We start from the raw sequence: 21852 nt of genomic DNA, 5'->3' as shown, positions 1-21852 counted from the left end.
CTCCCGCCGACCACCCGGATACCGCCACCACCGCGGGCGCCATGGCGCATGCGAGGGCGCAGCACGGCCGCACCGCCGACGCCATGCGCCACGTGCCGGCCGCCGGCAGCCCGAACGCCCCGGACGGCGTGCCGGTCGCCAGCCTCACGTGGTCGGAAACCGTTGCGCCAGGCGGATATACGACCGCCGTCCTCGCACGTGGCACCCGCATCAGGTTGGTCGACCTCGAGGGTGACGCCTGCGCGCACGTCCTGATCCACCGGGCCGACGCCCCACACGAGCGGCTCAACGTGGCCGACACGGTGAAGGTGCCGTGGCAGGCCTATCTCGGAACGGGACACCCGCTGCTCAGCGGTTTCGGCCGGGTGCTCGCCACCGTCGTCGACGACACCTCCGGTCGGCACGACGCGCTGGCCGGCACCACCACCCGCCACGGCAACGACGAGCGTTACGGCGCGGGAGCACCTGAATCCGCGTCGCCGGCGGGCCGGGAGCTCCTGGTGCTCGCGGCGCTGAAGAACGGTCTCGGGCCGCGCGACGTGCCACCGTCGCCGTCCTTCTTCAAGGGCGTGCGGGTCGACGGGGACGGCAGGTTCGACTGGCAGGGCTCCGCAGGCCCGGGTGCCCACGTCGACCTGCTGCTGCACGTCGACGCGATCGTGTCCCTGGCCAACACCGCTCACCCCCTGGACCCGCGGCCGGCCTTCGCGTGCTCGGCGTTGCGCATGCTCGCCTGGCCCGCCGTCGCCGATCTGGACCGCCTGCTGGCCGGTGACCTCGTCGGGCCGCTGCGCCCCGAGCACCGGCAAGCCGCCGCCAACACCGACGCCGACCTGCTCGCCCGAGGAGTCCTGTGAACGCCCCGACCGCAGCCGCCGACGCCGCACTGGTGTCCGGCACCCCGATCCTCGACCAACGGGTCGACGCCCGCGCCGCCTGGTCGGCGGTCGTCGCCGCGGGTGACGTCCTGACCATCGTCGACCTGGAAGGCAACCAGGCCGTCGACTGTCTGCTCTACTCCGCGGCCGACACCAGCGTCCGCTACAGCGCCTCTGAGACCGTCGCGCGTCAAGGCGGGATCGTGCTGACCACCGGTTCGGTGCTGCGGGCCGACACCGGCGCAGCCCTGATGACCGTCGTCGGCGACGAAGTGGGCGTGCACGACACCCTTGGAGGAGCCTGCTCCAAGGAGTCGAACACGCTGCGCTACGGCCAACACACGCGCGCCCAGCACGGCTGCATGGAGAACTTCCTGCTCGAGGGCTCTCGCCACGGGCTGGGCGCCAGGGACCTTGCCAGCAACATCAACTGGTTCATGAACGTGCCGGTGGACCCCGACGGAGCGCTGGGCATCGTCGACGGCTTGTCGGCCCCGGGCAAGCGCGTGGCCCTGCGCGCCAAGGTCGACGTGCTGGTCCTCGTCTCGAACTGCCCGCAGGTCAACAACCCCTGCAACGCCTTTCATCCGACGCCCGTTCGCATGATCGTCACCCGGCCGGGTGAGGCCGCGTGAGGCAGAGCGTTCTGATCGCCAACCGCGGCGAGATCGCCGTTCGTCTGGTTCGCTGCGCGCACCTGCTCGGCCTGCGCACCGTCGCGGTGTTCTCCGACGCCGACCGCGGGGCGCCCCACGTGCGCCTCGCCGACGAGGCGGTCCGGCTGGGACCCGCGGCCCCCGGTGAGAGCTACCTCCGCGTCGACGGGCTCGTCACCGCGGCGACGGCGACGGGTGCCGACATGGTCCACCCCGGGTACGGATTCCTCTCCGAGGACGCCGAATTCGCCGCCGCGGTCGAGTCCGCCGGCATGGCGTTCGTCGGCCCGACCCCGCGCCAGCTGCGCATCTTCGGGACCAAGCACACCGCCCGCGCGGCGGCCCGAGCCGCCGGCGTGCCGGTGTTCCCGGGCTCGGAGTTGCTCGACGACGCGGCGGCCGCCCGCGCGGCCGCCGACGAGATCGGCTACCCGGTGATGCTGAAGGCCACCGGTGGTGGCGGCGGAATCGGCATGCAGGTGTGCCGCGACGACGCCGAGTTGCGAGCGGCCTTCGACCGGGTGTCCCGCCTGGCCGCCCGCAGCTTCGGTTCCGCCGGGGTCTTCGTGGAACGCTTCGTCGACGACGCCCGCCACGTCGAGGTGCAGATCTTCGGCGACGGCGCCGGCCGCGTGGTGTCCCTCGGGGACCGCGACTGCTCGCTGCAGCGGCGCAATCAGAAGGTGATCGAAGAGGCGCCCGCGCCCGCCCTGCCGGAAGCGCTTCGCAGGCAACTGCATTCGTCCTCCCGGGCGCTGGCCGCGTCGGTGGCCTACCGCTCGGCGGGCACGGTGGAATTCGTGTACGACCCGCGCCGCGAGGAGGCGTCGTTCCTCGAGGTCAACGCGCGCCTGCAGGTCGAGCACCCCGTGACCGAGGGCGTCACCGGCGTGGACCTGGCGGCCTGGATGTTTCGCCTCGCCCGCGGCGAGGTCGACGTGCTGACCCCATACCTCGAGCCAGGCACGGACGAGGGCTCGGTCCCGGTCCGCGGGCACGCGGTCGAGGCGCGGGTGTACGCCGAGGACCCGTCCCGCGACTATCGGCCGAGCACCGGAACCCTGGTCGCCGTGAGCTTTCCGGATGGCGTCGCCGGTGATCCCCCGCCGCGGGTGGACACCTGGGTCGAGTCGGGCACCGAGGTCACCGCGTCCTACGACCCGCTGCTGGCCAAGGTGATCACCGTCGGCGCCGACCGGGACGAGGCCCTAGACCGGCTCGGCAGGGCGCTGGACGCCACCGTCCTGGACGGCATCGAGGTCAACGTCGGACTGCTCCGCGCGGCGCTGTCCCTCGAGGAGGTGCGCGCGGCCCGGCACCACACCGGCACCCTCGCCGGCGTCGTCGACCCGCGACCCCGCATCACCGTCGAGACCCCGGGACTCTCGACCACCATTCAAGACCTGCCGGGACGCGTCGGGCTGTGGAGCGTCGGCGTACCGCCAAGCGGGCCGATGGACGACCTGTCCTTCCGGCTGGGCAATCGGGCACTCGGAAACGCCGAGGGCGCACCGGGTCTGGAGTGCACGGCGTCGGGACCCGCGTTGCGCGTCACCCACCCGACCACCTTTTGCGTCACCGGCGCCGACTGTCAGGTCACCGTCGACGGCGTGCCCGTGCCGATGTGGGAGCCAATCCACGTGCCCGCCGGGGGCGTCCTGACCGTCGGCGCGGCCGAGACCTCGGGACTGCGCACCTACGTCCTCGTCGACGGTGGGTTCGACGTGCCGTCCTACCTCGGCAGTGCGTCGACGTTCACCCTCGGTCGCTTCGGCGGTCACGGCGGCCGCCATCTGGTCGTCGGCGACGTGCTGCGCGCGGTCGAGGGCGGTTCCGGCGAAGCGAAGTCGGCCGTGCCGCAACCTCTTCGGCCCGCGATGCCGTCCCACTGGGAACTCGCGGTCACCGAGGGACCCCACGGCGCCCCGGAATTCTTCACCCGTGAGGACGTGGACACGCTGTTCGCAGCCGAGTACGCCGTGCACTTCAACTCGGCCCGCACCGGGGTGCGGCTGGAGGGGCCGCGCCCGAAGTGGGCCCGTCCCGACGGCGGCGAGGCGGGGCTGCATCCGTCCAACATCCACGACACCCCCTACTCGGTCGGCGCGCTGGACTTCACGGGCGACACCCCGATCCTGCTGGGCCCCGACGGGCCCAGCCTCGGTGGCTTCGTCTGCCCGGTCACCGTCGTGACCGGCGACCGGTGGAAACTCGGACAGCTGAGGCCGGGGGACACCGTCAGATTCGTCCCGGTGCGGGCGGCCGACGCGCCGTCGCGATCCGACGTCGGCACAGGGCGCGGGGCGGCGAGTGTCCGGGTCCGACGCACCGCGCGCGACGGTGACGACGGCGTCCTGCGCCGCCGCGACGGCGGTGCCGCGCCGTCGGTCACCTACCGACGCAGCGGTGACGACAACGTGCTGGTCGAGTACGGGGACATGGTGCTCGACCTGGCGCTGCGGGCCAGGGTGCACGCACTCGAGGAACGTCTCGAGAAGAGCGCCGTGCCAGGCATTCTGGACCTCACGCCGGGTATCAGGTCCCTGCAGGTGCACCTGGATCCGGACGTGCTCCCCGCCGACCGGTTGATGGGATTGCTCGCCGAACTGGAGGACGACCTGCCCGCCACGTCCGAACTCGTCGTCCCCAGCCGATCGGTGCGGCTGCCCCTGAGCTGGGACGACCCGGCGACCAGGGAGGCCATCGCGCGGTACACCTCCGGCGTGCGAGACGACGCGCCGTGGTGCCCGTCCAACATCGAATTCATCCGCAGGATCAACGGTTTGGCGAGCCAGGACGACGTGATGGCGACGGTCTTCTCGGCCGAGTACCTCACCCTCGGCCTCGGCGACGTCTACCTCGGGGCGCCCGTGGCCACCCCGCTCGATCCGCGGCACCGGCTCGTCACCACCAAGTACAACCCGGCCCGCACGTGGACCGCGGAGAACTCCGTCGGGATCGGTGGCGCCTACCTGTGCATCTACGGCATGGAGGGCCCCGGCGGATACCAGTTCGTCGGCCGGACCACCCAGGTGTGGAGTCGCTACCGGGACACCTCACCCTTCGAGCCGGGCAGTCCGTGGCTGCTGCGCTTCTTCGACCGCATCTCCTGGTATCCGGTCAGCGCCGAGGAACTCCTGGATCTGCGGGCGGACATGGCCGCGGGCCGGGGGTCGGTCGAGATCGCCGACGGCACCTTCTCCCTGGCCGAGCACGAGCGATTCCTCGCCGAGAACGCGGACTCGATAGCGGAGTTCCGTGCCCAGCAGGCAACGGCATTCGCCGCCGAGCGCGCTGCGTGGACGGCGGCGGGGGAGTTCGACCGGGCCGAGCGGGCCGAGTCACGTGTCGCCGTCACCACGGCCGACCTCGTCCTGCACGACGACGAACGACGGGTGGACGCGCCGTTCTCCTCCAGCGTGTGGAAGGTCGACGTCGCCGTCGGCGACCACGTGGTGGCCGGACAGGCGCTGCTCGCACTGGAGGCGATGAAGATGGAGACGGTGCTCACCGCGCCCGCGGACGGCGTCGTCACCCGCGTGCTGGTCGAGGCGGGACATCAGGTGGACCCGGGCACGCCGCTCGTCGTCGTGGGCGCCGGAGAACGGACGGCGACGGGGGTGCCGGCATGACGGCCGTCGAGCGGGTTCGGGCGGCCTACGCCGCGATCGACGCCGCCGCGCGACCGGAGATCTGGATCGCCCTGCGGAGCATGGCCGATGTCCTCGCCGACGCCGAGGCCGTCGACGCGGCAGTCCTCGGCGGGGCCGAGCTTCCGCTCGCCGGTCTGGTCGCCGCGGTGAAGAACAACGTCGACGTGGCGGGACTGGTCACCACGGCCGGGTGTCCGTCCTTCGCGTCGGCGCCAGCCGCCGAGGACGCCGTCGTCGTGGCCAGGGTGAAGGCTGCGGGTGCGGTGGTGATCGGCGTGACCAACCTCGACCAGTTCGCCACCGGTCTGGTCGGTACGCGCAGTCCGCATGGCGCCGTACGGGATTCGCGCCGACCCGAGCACATCTCGGGCGGTTCGAGTTCCGGATCCGCCGTGGCGGTGGCCCTTGGCCTGGTCGACGTGGCACTGGGCACCGACACGGCGGGCTCGGGCCGGGTTCCCGCCGCACTGCAAGGCATCGTCGGCATCAAGCCGACCTACGGCGTGGTGCCGACCGACGGCGTCGTGCCTGCCTGCCGCTCGTATGACTGCGTGACGGTCTTCGCGCGCGACCTCGACACCGCCGACGCCGCAATGGGTGTCATCGCCGGAGCGGCGCGACCGTTCCCGCCTGACGCGCCGCTGGCCGCGCCGGAGGTTCCGACGGTCGCCGTGCCCCGCGAGCTCCCGGGACTCTCGACCGCGTGGCAGGCGGCGTTCGCGGCGGCGCGCGCCCGCATCGAGCAGCGCGGCGCGGTGATCCGCGAGATCGACCTCTCGGCGTTCCTCGCCGCCGCGCGCCTGCTGTACGACGGCGGACTGGTCGCCGAACGACACGACGCTGTCGGAGAATTCGTCGACGCCCATCGCGCGGAGGTCGACCCCACCGTCGGCGCGATCATCTCCGCGGCGGGCGGCGTCTCGGCGACCCGGCTGTTGCGGGACCGGCGCCTACTCGACGAGCTCACCGTCGCCGCCATGACCGCCATGGGCGATTGCGACGCCCTGCTGGTTCCGACCACCACCGAGCACCCGACAGTCGCCGAGGTCGGGGCCGATCCGATCGGCGTCAACTCCCGGCTCGGGGTGTACACCAACTTCTGCAACCTGTTGGACATGTGCGCCGTGGCGGTGCCGTCGGGGACCGCGGGCGACGACCAGTTCGGCGTGTCGGTGATCGCGCGAGCCGGGGCCGACGCGGTCGCCCTGGACCTCGCGCGGCTGGTCGTGTCGCCGACGCCGTCGGTCGCGCTGCCCGGTGCCGCTGCGGCCACCGTCGTGTCCGCCGACCGCCCGTGGCCGACGTTCGCCGGCGCCGAGACCACCACGCTGATGGTCGTCGGTGCCCATCTTCGCGGGCAGCCGTTGGCATTTCAGCTCGAGCAGCGCGGCGCCCGCTGGCTGGGACCGGCGTCGACCGCGCCGGTCTACCGCTTGGCGCGGTTGGACACCACTCCGCCGAAGCCCGGGCTGATGCGGCTGGGACCCGACGAGGGTGACACCGTCGGCGGGGAGTTGTGGCTGGTGGGCACGGCGATGCTCGGCGAGTTCCTGGCCGCCCTGCCGGCGCCGATGTCGCTGGGCCGGGTGACCTTGGCCGACGGCACCGAGGTCGTCGGTTTCGGGTGTGCGCTGGAGGCGTTTCGGGCCGGGGAGGACATCACCGCACACGGCGACTGGCCGACCTACCTGAGAAGCGTCTCGACAGGTTCGACGCCGACGTAGCGCTCGATCAGCGTGCGGGTGCGCGCCCGCAGCGGTCGCGGGTCGCCGTCGGACACCCCGAGCACGCGCAGGCAGGCGTCGGCGACGTGGAGTGGCATCTCGTCGCGCTCCTCCCCGGGCGGCACCGACCACATGTTGACCAGCGACTCGACCAACCGGAACGGCAGGTCCGCAGCGGCGGCGTGCACCCCGGTGGCGCCGATCACGGCCTTGCTCAGCGCAAGGTAGTGCAACCGCAGGCGTTCCCGGTCCGACCAGAACGACTCGAGCCCGGCGCCTCGCAACTCCGGCAGCAGGTACAGGGCGCCGAGATTCCAGCGACCGGCGAGCAATTGGCCGCCGTCGAAGGTGGCCAAGGCGTGCAGGTGCTCCGGCGCGCTCAGGGCGGGTTCGGCACCCAGCAGGCTGGGAATGAAAGCCAAAGTAGGAGTGACGGTTTGACCCAGCAGGGCGCAGAGAATGTCGTCCTTGGTCTTGAAGTAGTGGTAGAGCGAAGCCTGGCGGATGCCGACGGACTCCGCGATGGACCTCGTCGAGGTGGCGGTGTAGCCCAGCGTGGTGAAGAGCTCACCTGCGGCGTCGAGGATCTCCTCACGCGCGGTGACGCCCGGACGCTTCTGGTCGTGATGGCGGGGGCGACCGGCCCTGGCGAGCGGCATGACTTCATCGTGGACCATGACACACCCGAAATGGTCATGTCCCCAGGTTTCTGTCACACGACAGAAACGCGCGACACCCATCGGTTACCTGCGCCGCGGTTTGGTTACAACAGCGACACCCACGACGACGGCGCGGCCGGAAAACTGTCACTTGACAGGCGGAGGGCCCGCGGACGTGCCCACTCGCGCCGACTTCGACTATCCGGGAGCTTTGCAGATGGGCATGGCCGTGTCCGAAGGGACGGCATCCAAGGATGCCGTCGCGCCCGTGCCGGAGACCGTGGCCACGGTCGACGGCCTGCACGTCACGTTCCGGCGCAGTGGTCGTGACGTTCACGCGCTGCGCGGGGTGTCACTCGACATCACACCGGGGGAGATCCTCGGGCTGGTCGGCGAATCGGGTTCGGGCAAGAGCGTTCTCGGGTTCACGATGCTGGGCCTGCTGCCAGCGCACGCCCGCGTCGACGGCTCGGTGACCGTCGCGGGGTTCGACATGGTCGACGGCGAGCCCAAGGCGATGCGCAGGGTACGGCGACTCGACCTGGGCGCCGTGTTCCAGGATCCGATGACCTCGCTGAACCCGACCATGCGCATCGGCAAGCAGGTGGCCGAGGCGGCTGGAGGAGACGACGAGGCGCTGCGACTGCTCACCGCAGTCGGCATCCCCGACCCCAAGCGCCGGATGCGTGCCTACCCGCACGAATTGTCCGGCGGGCTGAGGCAACGCGTGATGATCGCCATCGCGATCGCAGGTGACCCCGATCTGATCATCGCCGACGAACCGACGACGGCCCTCGACGTCACGGTGCAGGCCCAGGTGTTGCGCCTGCTGCGCAGCCTCCGCGACGAACTCGGCTGCAGCATCGTCTTCATCACCCACGACCTCGGGGTGGCCGCGCAGATCTCCGACCGCATCGCGGTGCTGTACGCGGGCCGCATCGCCGAGGTAGGTCCGACCGCCGCGGTCCTCGAGACTCCCGCCCACCCGTACACGCGGGGGCTGCTGCGGTCGCGCCTGACGCTGCAGACTCCGCGCTACCGCTCCCTGGCCGCGCTCGCGGGCTCGGTGCCCAGCGCGGTGACGCCGCTGCCCGGCTGTGCCTTCGAGCCAAGATGCGCACTCGCGCAGGAGGAGTGCACGACCGCACCCCCGGATCCCGTCGCGGTGGCCGCGGACCGCACCAGCGCGTGCGTCCTGCCCCTCGAAGAGGTGGCCCGCGACGCGAGCGCCGAGACCACGGCCTCCGCCGAGCACGACCCCGCTCCGGTCGCCGAGGAGGAGATGGCGCCTTCGGTCGACGTCCGCAACGTCACCAAGACGTTCACGGTGACGAAGAAGTGGCTCGACCGGTCCGCCGGCGCCGGCAAACTGCAGGCGCTGCGGGGGGTGTCGCTGCGCGTGGCGCACGGCGAGTCCGTCGCCCTGGTGGGCGAGAGCGGCTCCGGAAAGTCCACCCTGCTGCGCGTGATCGCCGGACTGGAGAAGCCGACCTCTGGACAGGTCGACCTCGTCGAGGGGCAGCGACCCCAGATGGTGTTCCAAGACGCCGGTGCGTCGCTGACCCCCTGGCTCTCGGTCGGCGAGCTGATCTCCGAGCGGCTCGGCGGTTCGGGGCTGTCCCGGTCGCAGCGCCGAGACGCCGTCGTCGAGGTCCTCGGCCGCGTCGGCCTGCCCGCGGAGATCGCGAAGTCCCGGGCCGGACAGCTCTCCGGCGGTCAGCGGCAACGAGTCTCGCTGGCCCGCGCAACCGTCGTGCCGCCCTCGGTGCTGCTGTGCGACGAGCCCACCAGCGCGCTGGACGTGTCGCTGGCAGCCTCGGTGCTGAACCTGATCGGCGACCTCCGGCGCAGCCTCGACATGTCGGTGGTGTTCGTCACCCACGACCTGTCGGTCGCCCGGGTCGTGGCCGACCGCATCGCGGTGATGTACCTCGGCCGGATCGTCGAGATCGGCCCCGCCGAACAGGTGATCGGCGAGCCCGCGCACCCCTACACCCAAGCCCTGGTCGACTCGATTCCGGACTTGGGGCGCGAAACACGGGTCCTGCCAGGCGAACCCGCCAGCCCCCTGTCACCACCGACCGGATGCGCGTTTCATCCGCGCTGCGACGTGGCCGTCGCCGCCTGCAGTGGAACCGAACTCGACGTCCGGCTCGAGGGCTTCCCCGGCAACCCGCACCAAGTGGCGTGCATCGAGAGGAGAGCAGTCTGATGGCAATCGCAACGGCGGCTCCGCCGGCGGTGCCCCTGGTCCGCGGGCGGCAGCGACGACTGACGCTGCAGTCCAAGTCGACGATCCTCAACTGGGCCGGTGTGTCCCTGATCCTCGTGGTGACGCTCGTCGCGCTCGCCGTACCGGTTCTGGCGCCGCACGATCCACTGCTGCCCGTCGGCATGCCCCTGCAGGCGCCGGGCAAGAGCGGCTTCCTCCTGGGCAGTGACAGCATCGGCCGAGACATCCTCTCGCGGGTGCTCTACGGCATCCGCTCGAGTTGGTTCGCCGCGCTGGTCGTGGTCGCCGTCGGGCTGCTCTTCGGCGGCCTCGTGGGGCTCATCGCGGGGGCGACCGGAGGTTGGGTCGACGGACTCCTGATGCGCATCACCGACGGATTCCTGTCGCTGCCCGCACCGGTGCTCGCCATCGCCGTCGTCGCGGCGCTGGGACCCGGCTTCGTCCACACCCTCATCGCGGTGTCGATCGTCTGGTGGCCGTTCTACGCCCGGCTGGTGCGGGGCGAGGTGGCCAGGCTGGCCGCCAGGCCCCACGTTGAGGCGGCGAAGTTGGCCGGAGTCAACCGTTTTCGGCTCGCACGGCGGCACCTCCTACCCGGGGCCGTGCCCAACGCCGTCGTCGCCGCCAGCCTGGACATCGGCACGCTGATCCTCACCCTGGCCGCGCTGTCGTTCCTCGGTCTGGGGCAGTCCGCGCCCGCCGCGGAACTCGGGGCCGACTCGGCCCGCAACCTGAGCTACTTCCTGCAGCAGTGGTGGATTCCGGTGATGCCCGGACTCGGCGTGCTGGTGCTGGCCCTGATCGGAAACATCGCGGGTGACAGCCTGCGCAACCTGATGAAGACGAGCTGACCCGTGAAGACGTTCATCGCCAGCCGCGTCGGTGCCACGGTGGCCATCCTGGTCGCCCTGACCGGCGTCATGTTCCTGCTGCAGCACATCTCCCCGATGGACCCCGTCAAGGCGCAGCTCGGTGCCCAGGCCTCAGCCCAGGCGGTGGCCGCGCGGCGCGAGGCACTTGGGTTGAACGAGCCCATCCTGGTGCAGTTTTGGCACTACCTCACCGGCGCGGTGACCGGTGACCTCGGCACGTCGTTCCGCACCCGGCACGGCGTGGCCTCCGATCTGGGCACGTTCTTCCCGGCCACGCTGGAGCTGGCGCTCTATGGTCTGGCGTTCGCCCTGGTGCTCGCCGTCCTGCTGGCCTTCAGCACCACGCTGAACTGGCGCGGCGCCAGTGTGCTGCGGGCCATCCTGTTCACGGGTTCCTCGGCGCCGATGTTCCTGCTCGGCATCGTCGGCCTGATCGTGTTCTACAAGGAACTCGGGTGGGTGCCTGCCAACGGTCGGATCTCGATCGCCAATCCGCCCGACGGGCCGACCGGTCTGCTCACCGTCGACGGTCTGCTGCACGGGCGGTTCGACGTCGCCGCCGACGCCTTCCACCACCTGATCCTGCCTGCTCTGGTCATCGCGATCGGCCCCGCCGTCGCCATCGGACGCGTGTTGCGCAGCAGTCTGCTCGGCGACATCGACGGCGACTACGCGCGCACGGCACGCGCCAAGGGGCTCTCGGAGGGCGCCATCCTTGCCAGGCACGTCCTGCGCAACTCCGTCGGCTCGGCACTGTCCATGACGGGTCTGCAAGTTGGACTGATGTTCTCGGGCGTGCTGGTGGTCGAGCAGGTCTTCGGCTGGCCGGGGATCGGACAATACATCGCCCAGAGCATCCCGGTCGCGGACTTCCCGGCCATCGCCGGCGTCACGCTCATGCTCGGGGCGCTCTACGTCTTCATCAACACGGCGGTGGACCTCATGCAGGCCGCAGCCGATCCGCGTATCGCCACAACAGGAGGTTAAGTGCCGAAACAGCCACTCATCGTGGGAAACCCGGTGTTCGTCGTCGTCGACATGCAGGAGGGTGGTGGACTGCCCGCCGAGGAGATGGGGATTCCCGTCATGCCGGGCAACGCCGAACGCGTCGCGGTCGCCGAGCGGCTGCTCGCCGCGGCACGCGCCGCGGACGTACCGGTGGTGTTCTTCCAGGAGGTGCACCGTCCCAGCGGAGTCGACTTCGGCCGCGAGCTCGACGGCGTCGAGGGCGTGCACTGCGTGGAGGGGCAGCGCGGCACCGACCTCGAACCGACGCTGCGGCCCATTCTCGACGGGTCGCGCAACGAGTTTCACCTCGTCAAGCGCCGCTACTCGGGGTTCATCGGCACCGAGTTCGACATCGTGCTCCGCGGGCTCAAGGCCGACACGCTGATCCTCGTCGGCGGTCTCACCGACGTCTGCGTGCACTACACCTTCGCCGACGCACACCAGCGCGACTACTACGTGCGGGTGGTCACCGACTGCGTCGGAGGGTCATCGCAGTACCGGCACGACGCGGCACTGGACGCGATGGAGTACCTGCAGACCGGTGCACTGCGCACCAGCGACGAGATCCTCGCCGCGTTCGGTGTCATCGAACAGGGCGCGAGCGCGACTCCCGTACTCGAAGACGCGACCCGATGACCAACCGATTCCGCGCCATCGCGGCCGTCGCCGCCGTGGCCGCCATTGCCCTAAGTGGCTGCGGGGGTTCGGATTCCGGCACCAGCACACCAAATGCCGCTCCGACGGACAAGGTGCTGCACCTGTCCTTCCTGCAGGATCCGGGACAGCCGCCGGACCCCGACATCTTCTACGCGGGGCAGGGTCTGCTGCTGACCACCAACACCTATGAGGGTCTGCTGCAGTACAAGGGCGGTACCGAGAAGCCGGAACTGGAACCGCTGCTGGCCACCGAGTGGACCGCGTCCCCGGACAACAAGGTGTTCACCTTCAAGTTGCGCGAGGGGGTGAAGTTCCACGACGGGACGCCGTTTACCTCGGCAGCGGTCAAGGCGTCGTTCGACCGTCGGCTCGCGGTCAACCAGGGTCCGGCCTACATGGTCTCCGACGTCGAGTCGGTCGCCACGCAGGGCGATTACGGCGTCACGGTCACGCTGAAGGCACCCAACTCGGCGTTCCTGGACTATCTGGCGTGCGCATACGGGCCGCGGATGCTCAGCCCGGAGGGGCTGAAGAAGAACGCCGGCACCGACAATGCGCAGGGATATCTGACCAATCACGACCTGGGCACCGGGCCGTACACGCTGACCGCCGCGGAGGTCGGATCGCGCTATGCGCTCGATGCGTATCCGGAGTATTGGGGACCAAAGCCCTACTTCGAGAAGGTGGAGATTCCGGTCATCACCGACGTCTCGGCGCAGCAGTTGCAGTTCAACAACGGGCAGATCGCGGCGATCCTGCATGATCTGCCGTCCTCGGCGGTGCAGTCCTACCTCGACAACAAAGCGTTCGCGAATTACTCACTGCCGACGATGATGTCGAACTACCTCTACGTCAACCCGCACAAGGGGATGATGACCGACGCCAAGAATCGCACCGCGGTACTGCAGGCGATCGACGTCGACGAACTAGTCAAGCAGACCTATTTCGGCCGCGGCCAGGTCGCCGAGCAGATCTACCCGCCCAACGTGATGGACCCGCAGTATGCGAAGCAGTCCGTGCCGCACGACCCGTCGGTGCTGACGGCGCTGGCCGGGAGTCTGCCCGCCGATCAGAAGAACGTCAGCATCGGCTATGACTCGAGCAACCCCGACAACCAGTTGGTGAGCAACCTGATTCAGACCCAGCTTGCCGCGGCTGGCCTGACGGCCAAGGTGCAGGCATACCCGACCTCGGAGACCTTCGGGTGGATCGGCACCGACGGTCAGAGCGCACCGGAGATCTTCGTGGCGCTGGCGTGGCCGGATGCGCCGTCGCCCTACACCTGGGGTCACATCTCCTGGGACGCGACGGGTGGGTTGAACTACCTGGGCTGTTCGGCCCCGCCGGTGACCGACGCGCTCGCGAGGGGTCTGCCGGACGGATCGCCCGAGGCGTTCTCCCAAGCCGGCCTCGAGGCGGTCAAGACGGGCTGCTGGCTGAACGTCGCCAGTGTCAACGACTTCGTGGTGGCCCAGCCGTGGCTCAAGGGCGTCGAGCAGGCCCATGCCGTAACCAATCCGAACTCGCTGCGCCTCGCCGCGCTGTCGGTGGGCTGATGGTCGAGCTGACACGCAAGAGCGGTGTCCGCAGGATCGTCCTGTTCACCCTCGGCTGGGAAGATCTGCCGAAGTCGGTATCGGTGTACGGCGCCCCGGAGGAGCAGTTCCGGTGCCCCGTGCCCGGGGTGCTGCTGCAGACCGACGGCGGTTGGGTGTTGCTCGACACCGGGTTCAACACCGCGTTGATCCGTGATCCGGCCCTGCACCGACGGTACTTCCCCTCGATGGAGTACCAGCCGCTTCTACCAGGCCCCGGTGAGCCGATCGAAGAGTCACTGCTCGAGATCGGCGTGGACATCGACGACATCCATCTGGTGGCGCTGTCGCACTTACACGTCGACCACGCTGGCGGGCTGAAGCTGTTCGCCGGCAAGGTCCCGGTGCATGCGCAGCGTCGCGAGTTGGAGTACGGACTGTCGAATCATCCTGTGCCGCAGAGCCATGCGATCTTCCGGGTGGACTTCGACGACCCGACCATCGACTGGCGTCTGGCCGACGGTGAGGCGCAGATCGCACCGGGCATCACCGCGATACCCACCTATGGCCACACCCCGGGACACCAGAGCTTCATGGTCGAACTCGACGAATCGGTCACCGGGGGTGAGGGTGCCGACGGCTACGTGTTCGCCTTCGACGCCGCCGACCTGACCGAGAACATCGAGCAGGAGCGGGCCATCGGCGGGTACATCGACGTCGAACCCGAGGAGACCGTCGAGCCGATCCGCAGGCTCAAGGAGCTCGCGGCCAAGAAGGGGTATCCGCTGATCCCCGGCCACGATCCGCACGTGTGGCCGGAGATGACCACCCACTTCCACCAACGCTTCGGCCCGGTACCGGCATAGATGGACGTCGAGATGGCCGAGTGCACCGGGCTGTGGCGGCGAGCCCTCCTCGTCGGCGCCGACGGTTCGCGGGACGCAGGCGGGAACGTTCGATGGCTGCAGGGCATCACCGCCTACGTCGACTCCCGAGGCTTCGCCGGCTCACTTCACCAACGCGGCAACGTCTTCGAGTGGCATCGCGACGTCGACCTTGAACCATCGGGGCCGTTTCCCGACGCCGGGGCGATGCACTGGGACGGCGACGTCCTCGTCGAGACCGGTGTGCACGAGGACTACTCCGAACACTGGGTGCGCGACGCGGGTGACGCCGCCGACTGTGGCGCGCTGTTCCTCCGGTCACCCGACGGCGCCGACGGATTGCTCCTGGCGGTCGGCGACCTGTTCGGCTGGGCCGGGGCAGGCGTCGTCGTGATCGGTCGACGCGGTGCACCCGAATGGTCGAAGCTCGACATCGCGTTGTCCGACAACCACGTTCACGCCGCCGGTCAGAGCTGGCAGGTAGAACGAACCGAAGGGGATCCACTCTCGTGACCGCAACGACTTCCTTCACCTCGGTGCCGATCGTCGACGTCAGCGGACTGCGATCGTCCGACGAGGCCGAGCGCGTCCGCGTCGCCCAGGACATCGGCGCGGCGGCACGCGACGTCGGCTTCTTCTACGTCAGTGGCTCCGGCGTCGACGAGTCGACGTTCGACCGCATGCTCGCGGCCACCAAGGAATTCTTCGCGCTGCCGCTCGAGGAGAAGATGCGCAGCTACATCGGCCTGTCGCGGTGCCACCGCGGATACGTGCCGATCGGCGAGGAGGGGGTGGAGAACGGCGTGCCCGACCTGAAGGAGGCCTTCGACACCGCGCTCGATCTTCCCGTCGACGATCCGGACTACGCGGCGGGCAACCCGATGCTCGGCCCCAACACCTGGCCGGACCTGCCAGGCTTCGCCGAGGCGGTCACCGAGTACTACGAGGCCGTCCTGGAGGTCGGCCACCTTCTGTTGCGGGCGTTCGCCGTTGCGCTCGAAGAGGACCCCGACGTCTTCTCCCGCCACGCCACCAAGACCCCGAGCCAACTGCGACTGGTGCACTACCCGCACAATCCCGAGGCTCGCGACGCACTCGGCATCGGCGCACACACCGATTACGAGTGCTTCACGCTGCTGAAGCCGACCGCCCCGGGACTCGAGGTGCTCAACGGGGCGGGCCAGTGGATCGACGTGCCGCCGGTCGAGGGCACCTTCGTCGTCAACATCGGAGACCTGCTCGAGCTGTGGACCTGCGGTGCGTTCGTCGCGACCAGCCACCGCGTCCGCAAGGTCGCCGAGGAACGCTACTCGTTCCCACTCTTCTTCAACGTCGACTACGACACCGAGGTGAAGCCGTTGCCGCAGTTCGTCTCTCCCGACCTGCCGTCGCGCGCTCCGTTGAAGGCCGGTGAGCACCTATTCGCCCAAACGGCACAGAGTTTCGCGTACCTGAGACAGCGCGTCGAGAGCGGTGAGCTGGTGCTACCGGAGGGCTCGCTGAAGCTCAACCAATTCGGCCAGCAGGCGCTCTTGGGCGTTGAGTGACCGCAGACAACGAACACCTAGCCACCACGTTCCCCCTCGAAGGAGCCGCACGATGACCTTGAGATTTCGCGCCCTGGCAGCCATTGCCGCAACCACCATCCTGGCGCTGACCGCCTGTGGCGGTTCCGATTCCGGGAGCAGCACACCGAATGCCGCGCCGACGGACAAGGTGTTGCACCTGTCGTTCCTGCAGGACCCGGGCCAACCGCCGGACCCCGACATCTACTATGCCGGCCAGGGTCTGCTGCTGACCACCAACACCTATGAGGGACTGCTGCAGTACAAGGGCGGCACCGACAAGGCCGAACTGCAGCCGTTGCTGGCCACCGAGTGGACGGCGTCGCCGGACAACAAGGTGTTCACCTTCAAGCTCCGCGAAGGGGTCAAGTTCCACGACGGGACACCCTTTACCTCGGCGGCGGTCAAGGCGTCCTTCGACCGCCGCGCGGCGGTCAACCAGGGCCCGGCCTACATGGTCTCCGACGTCGAATCCGTCACCACCCAGGGCGATTACGGCGTCACGATCACCCTCAAGGCCCCGAACTCGGCGTTCTTGGACTACCTGGCCTGCCCGTATGGTCCGCGGATGCTCAGCCCGGAGGGTCTGGCCAAGAACGGTGGCTCCGACCATGCCCAGGGGTACCTGACCACCCACGACCTCGGCACCGGGCCGTTCACGCTGACCGCCGCCGAGGTCGGCTCGAAGTACGAACTGACCGCCTTCGGCGACTACTGGGGCACCAAGCCCTACTTCGAGAAGGTCGAGCTGCCGGTCATCACCGACGTGTCCGCTCAGCAGCTGCAGTTCAACAACGGCCAGCTCGCGGCGATCCTGCACGACCTGCCGTCCTCGGCGGTGCAGTCCTACCTAGACAACAAATCGTTCGCCAATTACTCACTGCCGACCATGATGTCGAACTTCGTCTACCTCAACCCCAAGAAACCGATGATGGCCGACGCCAAGAACCGCAACGCGGTGCTGCAGGCGATCGACGTCGACGAGTTGGTCAAGCAGACGTACTTCGGCCGCGGCAAGAAGGCCGAGCAGATCTACCCGCCGAACATGATGGCCGATCAGTACGGCAAGCAGACGGTGCCGCACGACCCGTCGGCGTTGTCGGCTCTCGCGGCAAGCCTGCCCGCCGACCAGAAGAGCGTGACCATCGGGTACGACTCCAGCAACCCGGACAACCAGTTGATCAGCAATCTCATTCAGACGCAGCTGGCCGCGGCGGGTCTCGACGCCAAGGTGCAGGCCTATCCCACCTCGGAGATCTACGGCTGGGTGGGCTCGGACGGGCAGACCGCGCCGGAGATCATGACCTACCTCGGCTGGCCGGACGCACCGTCCCCGTACACGTGGGGCCACATCTCCTGGGACGCGACGGGCGGGTTGAACTTCTTCGGGTGCTCGGCTCCGCCGGTGACCGACGCGCTCAACAGGGGACTGCCCAACGGGTCGGCCGCCGACTTCTCGACGGCCGGACTGGAAGCGGTGAAGACCGGCTGCTGGTTGAACGTCGCCGACGTCAACGACTTCATGGTGGCCCAGCCCTGGCTCAAGGGCGTCGAGCAGGCTCACGTGGTGACCGACCCGAATTCGCTTCGGCTGGCTGCACTCTCGGTCGGCTGATGGCGACCCTGGTTCGCCCGAGCGGCGTTCGCCGCATCATCCTGCTGACACTGGGCTGGGAGGAACTGCCGAAGTCGGTGTCGGTGTACGGCGCCCCTCCGGAGGAAAGGATGCGGGAGCCGGTACCCGGCGTGCTGTTGCAGACCGACGGCGGCTGGGTGCTGCTGGACACCGGGTTCAACACTGCGCTCGTGCGGGACCCGGCCCTGCACCGCAGGTTCTTCCCGACCGTCGAGTACCGCCCGGTCCTTCCCGGGCCGGGTGAGCCGATCGAGCAGCGGCTCGCCGAGGTCGGGGTGGACGTCGATGCCATCCACACCGTGGCCGTCAGCCACCTGCACCATGACCATGCCGGCGGGCTCAAGCTGTTCGCCGGCAAGGTCCCGGTGCATGCGCAGCGTCGTGAGCTCGAGTACGGGTTGTCCAATCATCCCGTCCCCGAACGCAATGCCATCGTCCGGGTGGACTTCGACGATCCGACCATCGACTGGCGGCTGGCCGACGGTGAGGCGCAGATCGCACCGGGCATCACCGCGATACCTACCTATGGCCACACCCCGGGACACCAGAGCTTCATGGTCGAACTCGACGAATCGGTCACCGGGGGTGAGGGTGCCGACGGCTACGTGTTCGCCTTCGACGCCGCCGACCTGACCGAGAACATCGAGCACGAACTCCCCATCGGGGGATTCATCGACGTCGAGCCGGAGGACACGGTGGAGCCGATCCGCAGGCTCAAGGAGCTCGCGGCCAAGACGGGGTATCCGCTGATCCCCGGCCACGATCCGCACGTGTGGCCGGAGATGACCACCCACTTCCACCAACGCTTCGGCCCGGTACCGGCCTAGCGCCTAGTTGATCGGGGCGTTCACGACCGTGAGGTCGGCCAGGATGCCGCGGGCGGCCACGATGCCCTGCCCGCTCTGCCAGACCTCGTCGTTGACGACGTAGACGCGGTTGTCGCGCGCGGCGGACAACTTCTTCCACGCCTCGCTTTCGAGGACCTGCGGGGCGCGGGACTTGGCGGCGGGGGAGTCGAACGACAGGAACACGACGTCGCCGTCGGCCGCGGAGAAGTCCGTCGACGTGGAGATCTCGGAGGTGCTGATCTCCTCGTAGGGCTTGTCCTTGAACCGCTGCGTGGCGGGGCGGTCGGCGCCGACCGCGCCGAGCACGCTGGCGGGGAAGTCGTCGACGCCGTAGACGCGCAGCGTGTTCTCGGTCAATCGCACCACCGACACCTGGTAGTGGGTGGCGTCTTCGTCAGCGCCGACCTTGTCGGCGTCCCGCTCGAACCCGTCGACCAGCTGGTTGGCGGCCCCGGCGCGACCCGTCGCGGCACCGACCGTGCGCAGCGTGTCCTGCCAGCCCGGACCCGGGGCGCCGGTGAACACCGTCGGGGCGATCGCCGACAGCTCGCCGTAGGCCTCCGGCGTCAGGGCCTGGGAGCCGAGGATGAGGTCGGGGGTGGCAGCCTTGACCGCCGCGAGGTCGGGTGAGGTGCGGTCGCCCGCGGCGGGCACGTCGTGGATCACCCGGCCGAGGTAGGACGGCTGGCCCGAGGACCCGTCGGGCACCGCGGCCACCACGATGCGCGACTGCAGACCCAGGGCGCAGAGCGCGTCGAGCTGATCACCGGAGAGCACGGCGATGCGCTGCGGATCGGGGGTCACCTCGGTGGACCCGGCGGCGTGGCGCACCTCGCGCTCCGGCGGATCGTCGAGGGGGGCCGGGTCGGGCGCACAGGATTCGTCGGGGCGACGCTGATTGCCCAGGACGCCGGCACCGGCGATCTTCGTGGTGCTGGTCACGGGGGCCTCGGCGGCTGGCGCCGCGTCCGGGGCACCGGGGGAGTCCCCGCAGCCGGCCGCGGTCACCACGATTGCCGCGACGACGGCTGCAGCGCCCACGATCGGACCCGTCCGCGAGCTGCGCCATGCCACGCCGCAGACGCTACCAAGCGTTGGGCGGCGTCCCGTCGGACAACTCACCCTCGACCGTCAGGGCCTGGTCAGGCGGCGTCCGCCGGCAAGTTCTTACCGAATACGACACTTTGTAGGACCCATGGCGCCACACCGCCCGGCGGGGGATAAGATCGAGCCCGAGCCTACGGGTTCGCCCGTCGAATTTTTGGAGGACCTGTTGGTAGCCGAAGCGCCCCCAATCGGAGAACTCGAGGCACGCCGTCCGTTCCCGGCACGGATGGGCCCCAAGGGCAACCTGATCTACAAGCTGGTGACCACGACCGATCACAAGCTGATCGGCATCATGTACTGCGTCGCCTGCTTCGTCTTCTTCTTCATCGGTGGACTGATGGCGCTGTTCATGCGCGCCGAACTGGCCCTGCCCGGCCTGCAGTTCCTGAGCAACGAGCAGTACAACCAGCTGTTCACCATGCACGGCACGGTGATGTTGCTGTTCTATGCGACGCCCATCGTGTTCGGCTTCGCCAACCTGGTGCTGCCGCTGCAGATCGGCGCGCCCGATGTGGCGTTCCCGCGGCTGAACGCGTTCTCGTTCTGGCTGTTCCTGTTCGGCGCGATGATCGCGATCGCGGGCTTCATCACCCCCGGTGGTGCCGCCGACTTCGGCTGGACCGCGTACTCGCCGTTGACCGACGCGATCCACTCGCCCGGTGCGGGTGGTGACCTGTGGATCATGGGTCTGGCCGTCGGTGGTCTGGGCACCATCCTCGGTGGCGTCAACATGATCACCACGGTGGTGTGCATGCGCGCCCCCGGCATGACGATGTTCCGGATGCCGATCTTCACCTGGAACATCCTGGTGACCTCGATCCTGGTGCTGCTGGCCTTCCCGCTGCTGACCGCCGCGCTGTTCGGCCTGGCGGCCGACCGTCACCTCGGTGCGCACATCTACGACCCGGCCAACGGTGGTGTGCTGCTCTGGCAGCACCTGTTCTGGTTCTTCGGCCACCCCGAGGTGTACATCATCGCGCTGCCGTTCTTCGGCATCGTCTCGGAGATCTTCCCGGTGTTCAGCCGTAAGCCGATCTTCGGTTACACCACGCTGATCTACGCGACGCTGGCCATCGCGGCCCTCTCGGTCGCGGTGTGGGCGCACCACATGTACGCCACCGGCGCGGTGCTGTTGCCGTTCTTCAGCTTCATGACGTTCCTGATCGCGGTCCCGACCGGCATCAAGTTCTTCAACTGGATCGGAACGATGTGGAAGGGCCAGTTGACGTTCGAGACGCCGATGCTGTTCTCGGTCGGCTTCCTCGTCACGTTCCTGCTCGGTGGACTATCCGGCGTGCTGCTGGCCAGCCCGCCCCTGGACTTCCACGTCACCGATTCGTACTTCGTCATCGCGCACTTCCATTACGTGCTCTTCGGCACCATCGTGTTCGCCACCTACGCGGGCATCTACTTCTGGTTCCCGAAGATGACGGGCCGACTGCTCGACGAGCGCCTGGGCAAGCTGCACTTCTGGTTGACCTTCATCGGCTTCCACACCACGTTCCTGGTGCAGCACTGGGTGGGCGACGAGGGCATGCCGCGTCGCTACGCGGACTACCTGCCCAGTGACGGCTTCACGACGCTGAACGTCATCTCGACCATCGGTGCGTTCATCCTTGGCATCTCCACGATCCCGTTCGTGTGGAACGTGTTCAAGAGTTGGCGCTACGGTGAGCCGGTCGTGGTCGACGATCCGTGGGGCTACGGCAACTCCCTGGAGTGGGCCACCAGCTGCCCGCCGCCGCGGCACAACTTCACCGAGCTGCCCCGGATCCGTTCGGAGCGACCGGCATTCGAGCTGCACTACCCGCACATGGTCGAGCGGATGCGCGCCGAGGCCCACATCGGTGGCGGACCGCACCCCGAGGGTGGTGACGTCACGGAGAACGACGACGTCAAGGTCCGCAGCTGATCGAGTCGTAGAGGCCACTACTCGG

17 protein-coding genes are annotated in these 21852 nt (G+C 69.1%); 15 read left to right on the top strand and 2 right to left on the bottom strand.

What is annotated here, in order from left to right:
- Positions 1-41: 41 nt before the first annotated feature.
- From ABZ195_RS18140 to atzF, 4 genes are read left to right on the top strand one after another with little or no spacing between them, the layout of a single operon-like run.
- A complete protein-coding gene (locus ABZ195_RS18140) occupies positions 42-857 on the top strand; it encodes an urea amidolyase associated protein UAAP1 (protein WP_355220345.1) in 816 nt (271 codons plus the stop codon).
- On the top strand, positions 854-1513 hold the full coding sequence (locus ABZ195_RS18135) for an urea amidolyase associated protein UAAP2 (protein ID WP_355220117.1): 660 nt from the start codon (positions 854-856) through the stop codon (positions 1511-1513). The genes ABZ195_RS18140 and ABZ195_RS18135 overlap by 4 nt, the downstream gene beginning before the upstream one ends.
- Positions 1510-5166 (top strand): urea carboxylase, encoded by a 3657-nt coding sequence (uca, locus tag ABZ195_RS18130; protein WP_355220115.1) that lies wholly within the window; start codon positions 1510-1512, stop codon positions 5164-5166. The genes ABZ195_RS18135 and uca overlap by 4 nt, the downstream gene beginning before the upstream one ends.
- Positions 5163-6911, top strand: coding sequence for an allophanate hydrolase (gene atzF / locus ABZ195_RS18125; RefSeq protein ID WP_355220114.1), 1749 nt, complete (start codon positions 5163-5165; stop codon positions 6909-6911). Before uca ends, atzF begins: the two co-directional genes overlap by 4 nt.
- On the opposite strand, the gene ABZ195_RS18120 is transcribed toward atzF, so the two are convergent.
- Positions 6872-7570, bottom strand: a complete 699-nt coding sequence (locus ABZ195_RS18120) for a TetR/AcrR family transcriptional regulator (RefSeq protein WP_355220112.1) — start codon at positions 7568-7570, stop codon at positions 6872-6874. The two genes, atzF and ABZ195_RS18120, sit on opposite strands and share 40 nt — an antisense overlap.
- A 217-nt stretch (positions 7571-7787) precedes the next feature.
- Between ABZ195_RS18120 and ABZ195_RS18115 the strand changes: the two genes are divergently transcribed.
- Genes ABZ195_RS18115 through ABZ195_RS18070 form a run of 10 tightly spaced genes read left to right on the top strand, consistent with a single transcriptional unit; the run spans position 7788 to position 18787 of the window.
- Positions 7788-9782: an ABC transporter ATP-binding protein gene (locus tag ABZ195_RS18115; protein WP_355220343.1), complete on the top strand. Its 1995-nt coding sequence runs from the start codon at positions 7788-7790 to the stop codon at positions 9780-9782.
- Positions 9782-10654: an ABC transporter permease gene (locus ABZ195_RS18110; RefSeq protein ID WP_355220110.1), complete on the top strand. Its 873-nt coding sequence runs from the start codon at positions 9782-9784 to the stop codon at positions 10652-10654. The genes ABZ195_RS18115 and ABZ195_RS18110 overlap by 1 nt, the downstream gene beginning before the upstream one ends.
- 3 nt (positions 10655-10657) lie before the next feature.
- Complete coding sequence (locus ABZ195_RS18105) at positions 10658-11662, top strand: ABC transporter permease (protein ID WP_355220108.1); 1005 nt, start codon at positions 10658-10660, stop codon at positions 11660-11662.
- Complete coding sequence (locus tag ABZ195_RS18100) at positions 11663-12319, top strand: cysteine hydrolase (RefSeq protein ID WP_355220107.1); 657 nt, start codon at positions 11663-11665, stop codon at positions 12317-12319.
- Positions 12316-13896, top strand: a complete 1581-nt coding sequence (locus ABZ195_RS18095; RefSeq protein WP_355220105.1) for an ABC transporter substrate-binding protein — start codon at positions 12316-12318, stop codon at positions 13894-13896. Before ABZ195_RS18100 ends, ABZ195_RS18095 begins: the two co-directional genes overlap by 4 nt.
- Positions 13896-14741 (top strand): N-acyl homoserine lactonase family protein, encoded by an 846-nt coding sequence (locus ABZ195_RS18090; RefSeq protein ID WP_355220104.1) that lies wholly within the window; start codon positions 13896-13898, stop codon positions 14739-14741. The genes ABZ195_RS18095 and ABZ195_RS18090 overlap by 1 nt, the downstream gene beginning before the upstream one ends.
- Positions 14742-14753: 12 nt before the next feature.
- Positions 14754-15272 carry a hypothetical protein gene (locus ABZ195_RS18085; protein ID WP_355220102.1) on the top strand — a complete coding sequence of 173 codons (519 nt, stop codon included), beginning with the start codon at positions 14754-14756 and terminating at the stop codon, positions 15270-15272.
- Positions 15269-16306, top strand: a complete 1038-nt coding sequence (locus ABZ195_RS18080; protein ID WP_355220100.1) for a 2-oxoglutarate and iron-dependent oxygenase domain-containing protein — start codon at positions 15269-15271, stop codon at positions 16304-16306. Before ABZ195_RS18085 ends, ABZ195_RS18080 begins: the two co-directional genes overlap by 4 nt.
- A 52-nt stretch (positions 16307-16358) precedes the next feature.
- Entirely contained in the window at positions 16359-17939 is a 1581-nt protein-coding gene (locus ABZ195_RS18075; protein ID WP_355220098.1) for an ABC transporter substrate-binding protein, read from the top strand.
- Positions 17939-18787 (top strand): N-acyl homoserine lactonase family protein, encoded by an 849-nt coding sequence (locus tag ABZ195_RS18070; protein WP_355220096.1) that lies wholly within the window; start codon positions 17939-17941, stop codon positions 18785-18787. The genes ABZ195_RS18075 and ABZ195_RS18070 overlap by 1 nt, the downstream gene beginning before the upstream one ends.
- 3 nt (positions 18788-18790) lie before the next feature.
- On the opposite strand, the gene ABZ195_RS18065 is transcribed toward ABZ195_RS18070, so the two are convergent.
- Positions 18791-19882 (bottom strand): iron-siderophore ABC transporter substrate-binding protein, encoded by a 1092-nt coding sequence (locus ABZ195_RS18065; protein WP_355220094.1) that lies wholly within the window; start codon positions 19880-19882, stop codon positions 18791-18793.
- Positions 19883-20081: 199 nt separating this feature from the next.
- Between ABZ195_RS18065 and ctaD the strand changes: the two genes are divergently transcribed.
- Positions 20082-21827 carry a cytochrome c oxidase subunit I gene (gene ctaD / locus ABZ195_RS18060; protein ID WP_355220092.1) on the top strand — a complete coding sequence of 582 codons (1746 nt, stop codon included), beginning with the start codon at positions 20082-20084 and terminating at the stop codon, positions 21825-21827.
- Positions 21828-21852 lie beyond the last annotated feature (25 nt).

Origin of the sequence: Mycobacterium sp. NPDC006124 (assembly GCF_040614235.1) — a bacterium.
In the GTDB taxonomy this organism is placed as follows: domain Bacteria; phylum Actinomycetota; class Actinomycetes; order Mycobacteriales; family Mycobacteriaceae; genus Mycobacterium.
Note: the sequence above shows the minus strand (reverse complement) of the source record. Positions and strands in the feature narration are given on the sequence as shown.

Excerpts from the sequence above, each read along its gene's own strand:
- ABZ195_RS18140 (WP_355220345.1), top strand. The coding sequence starts at position 42 with ATGGCGCATGCGAGGGCGCAGCACGGCCGCACCGCCGACGCCATGCGC.
- atzF (WP_355220114.1), top strand. The coding sequence starts at position 5,163 with ATGACGGCCGTCGAGCGGGTTCGGGCGGCCTACGCCGCGATCGACGCC.
- ABZ195_RS18120 (WP_355220112.1), bottom strand. The coding sequence starts at position 7,570 with ATGCCGCTCGCCAGGGCCGGTCGCCCCCGCCATCACGACCAGAAGCGT.
- ABZ195_RS18115 (WP_355220343.1), top strand. The coding sequence starts at position 7,788 with ATGGGCATGGCCGTGTCCGAAGGGACGGCATCCAAGGATGCCGTCGCG.
- ABZ195_RS18110 (WP_355220110.1), top strand. The coding sequence starts at position 9,782 with ATGGCAATCGCAACGGCGGCTCCGCCGGCGGTGCCCCTGGTCCGCGGG.
- ABZ195_RS18095 (WP_355220105.1), top strand. The coding sequence starts at position 12,316 with ATGACCAACCGATTCCGCGCCATCGCGGCCGTCGCCGCCGTGGCCGCC.
- ABZ195_RS18090 (WP_355220104.1), top strand. The coding sequence starts at position 13,896 with ATGGTCGAGCTGACACGCAAGAGCGGTGTCCGCAGGATCGTCCTGTTC.
- ABZ195_RS18085 (WP_355220102.1), top strand. The coding sequence starts at position 14,754 with ATGGCCGAGTGCACCGGGCTGTGGCGGCGAGCCCTCCTCGTCGGCGCC.
- ABZ195_RS18075 (WP_355220098.1), top strand. The coding sequence starts at position 16,359 with ATGACCTTGAGATTTCGCGCCCTGGCAGCCATTGCCGCAACCACCATC.
- ABZ195_RS18070 (WP_355220096.1), top strand. The coding sequence starts at position 17,939 with ATGGCGACCCTGGTTCGCCCGAGCGGCGTTCGCCGCATCATCCTGCTG.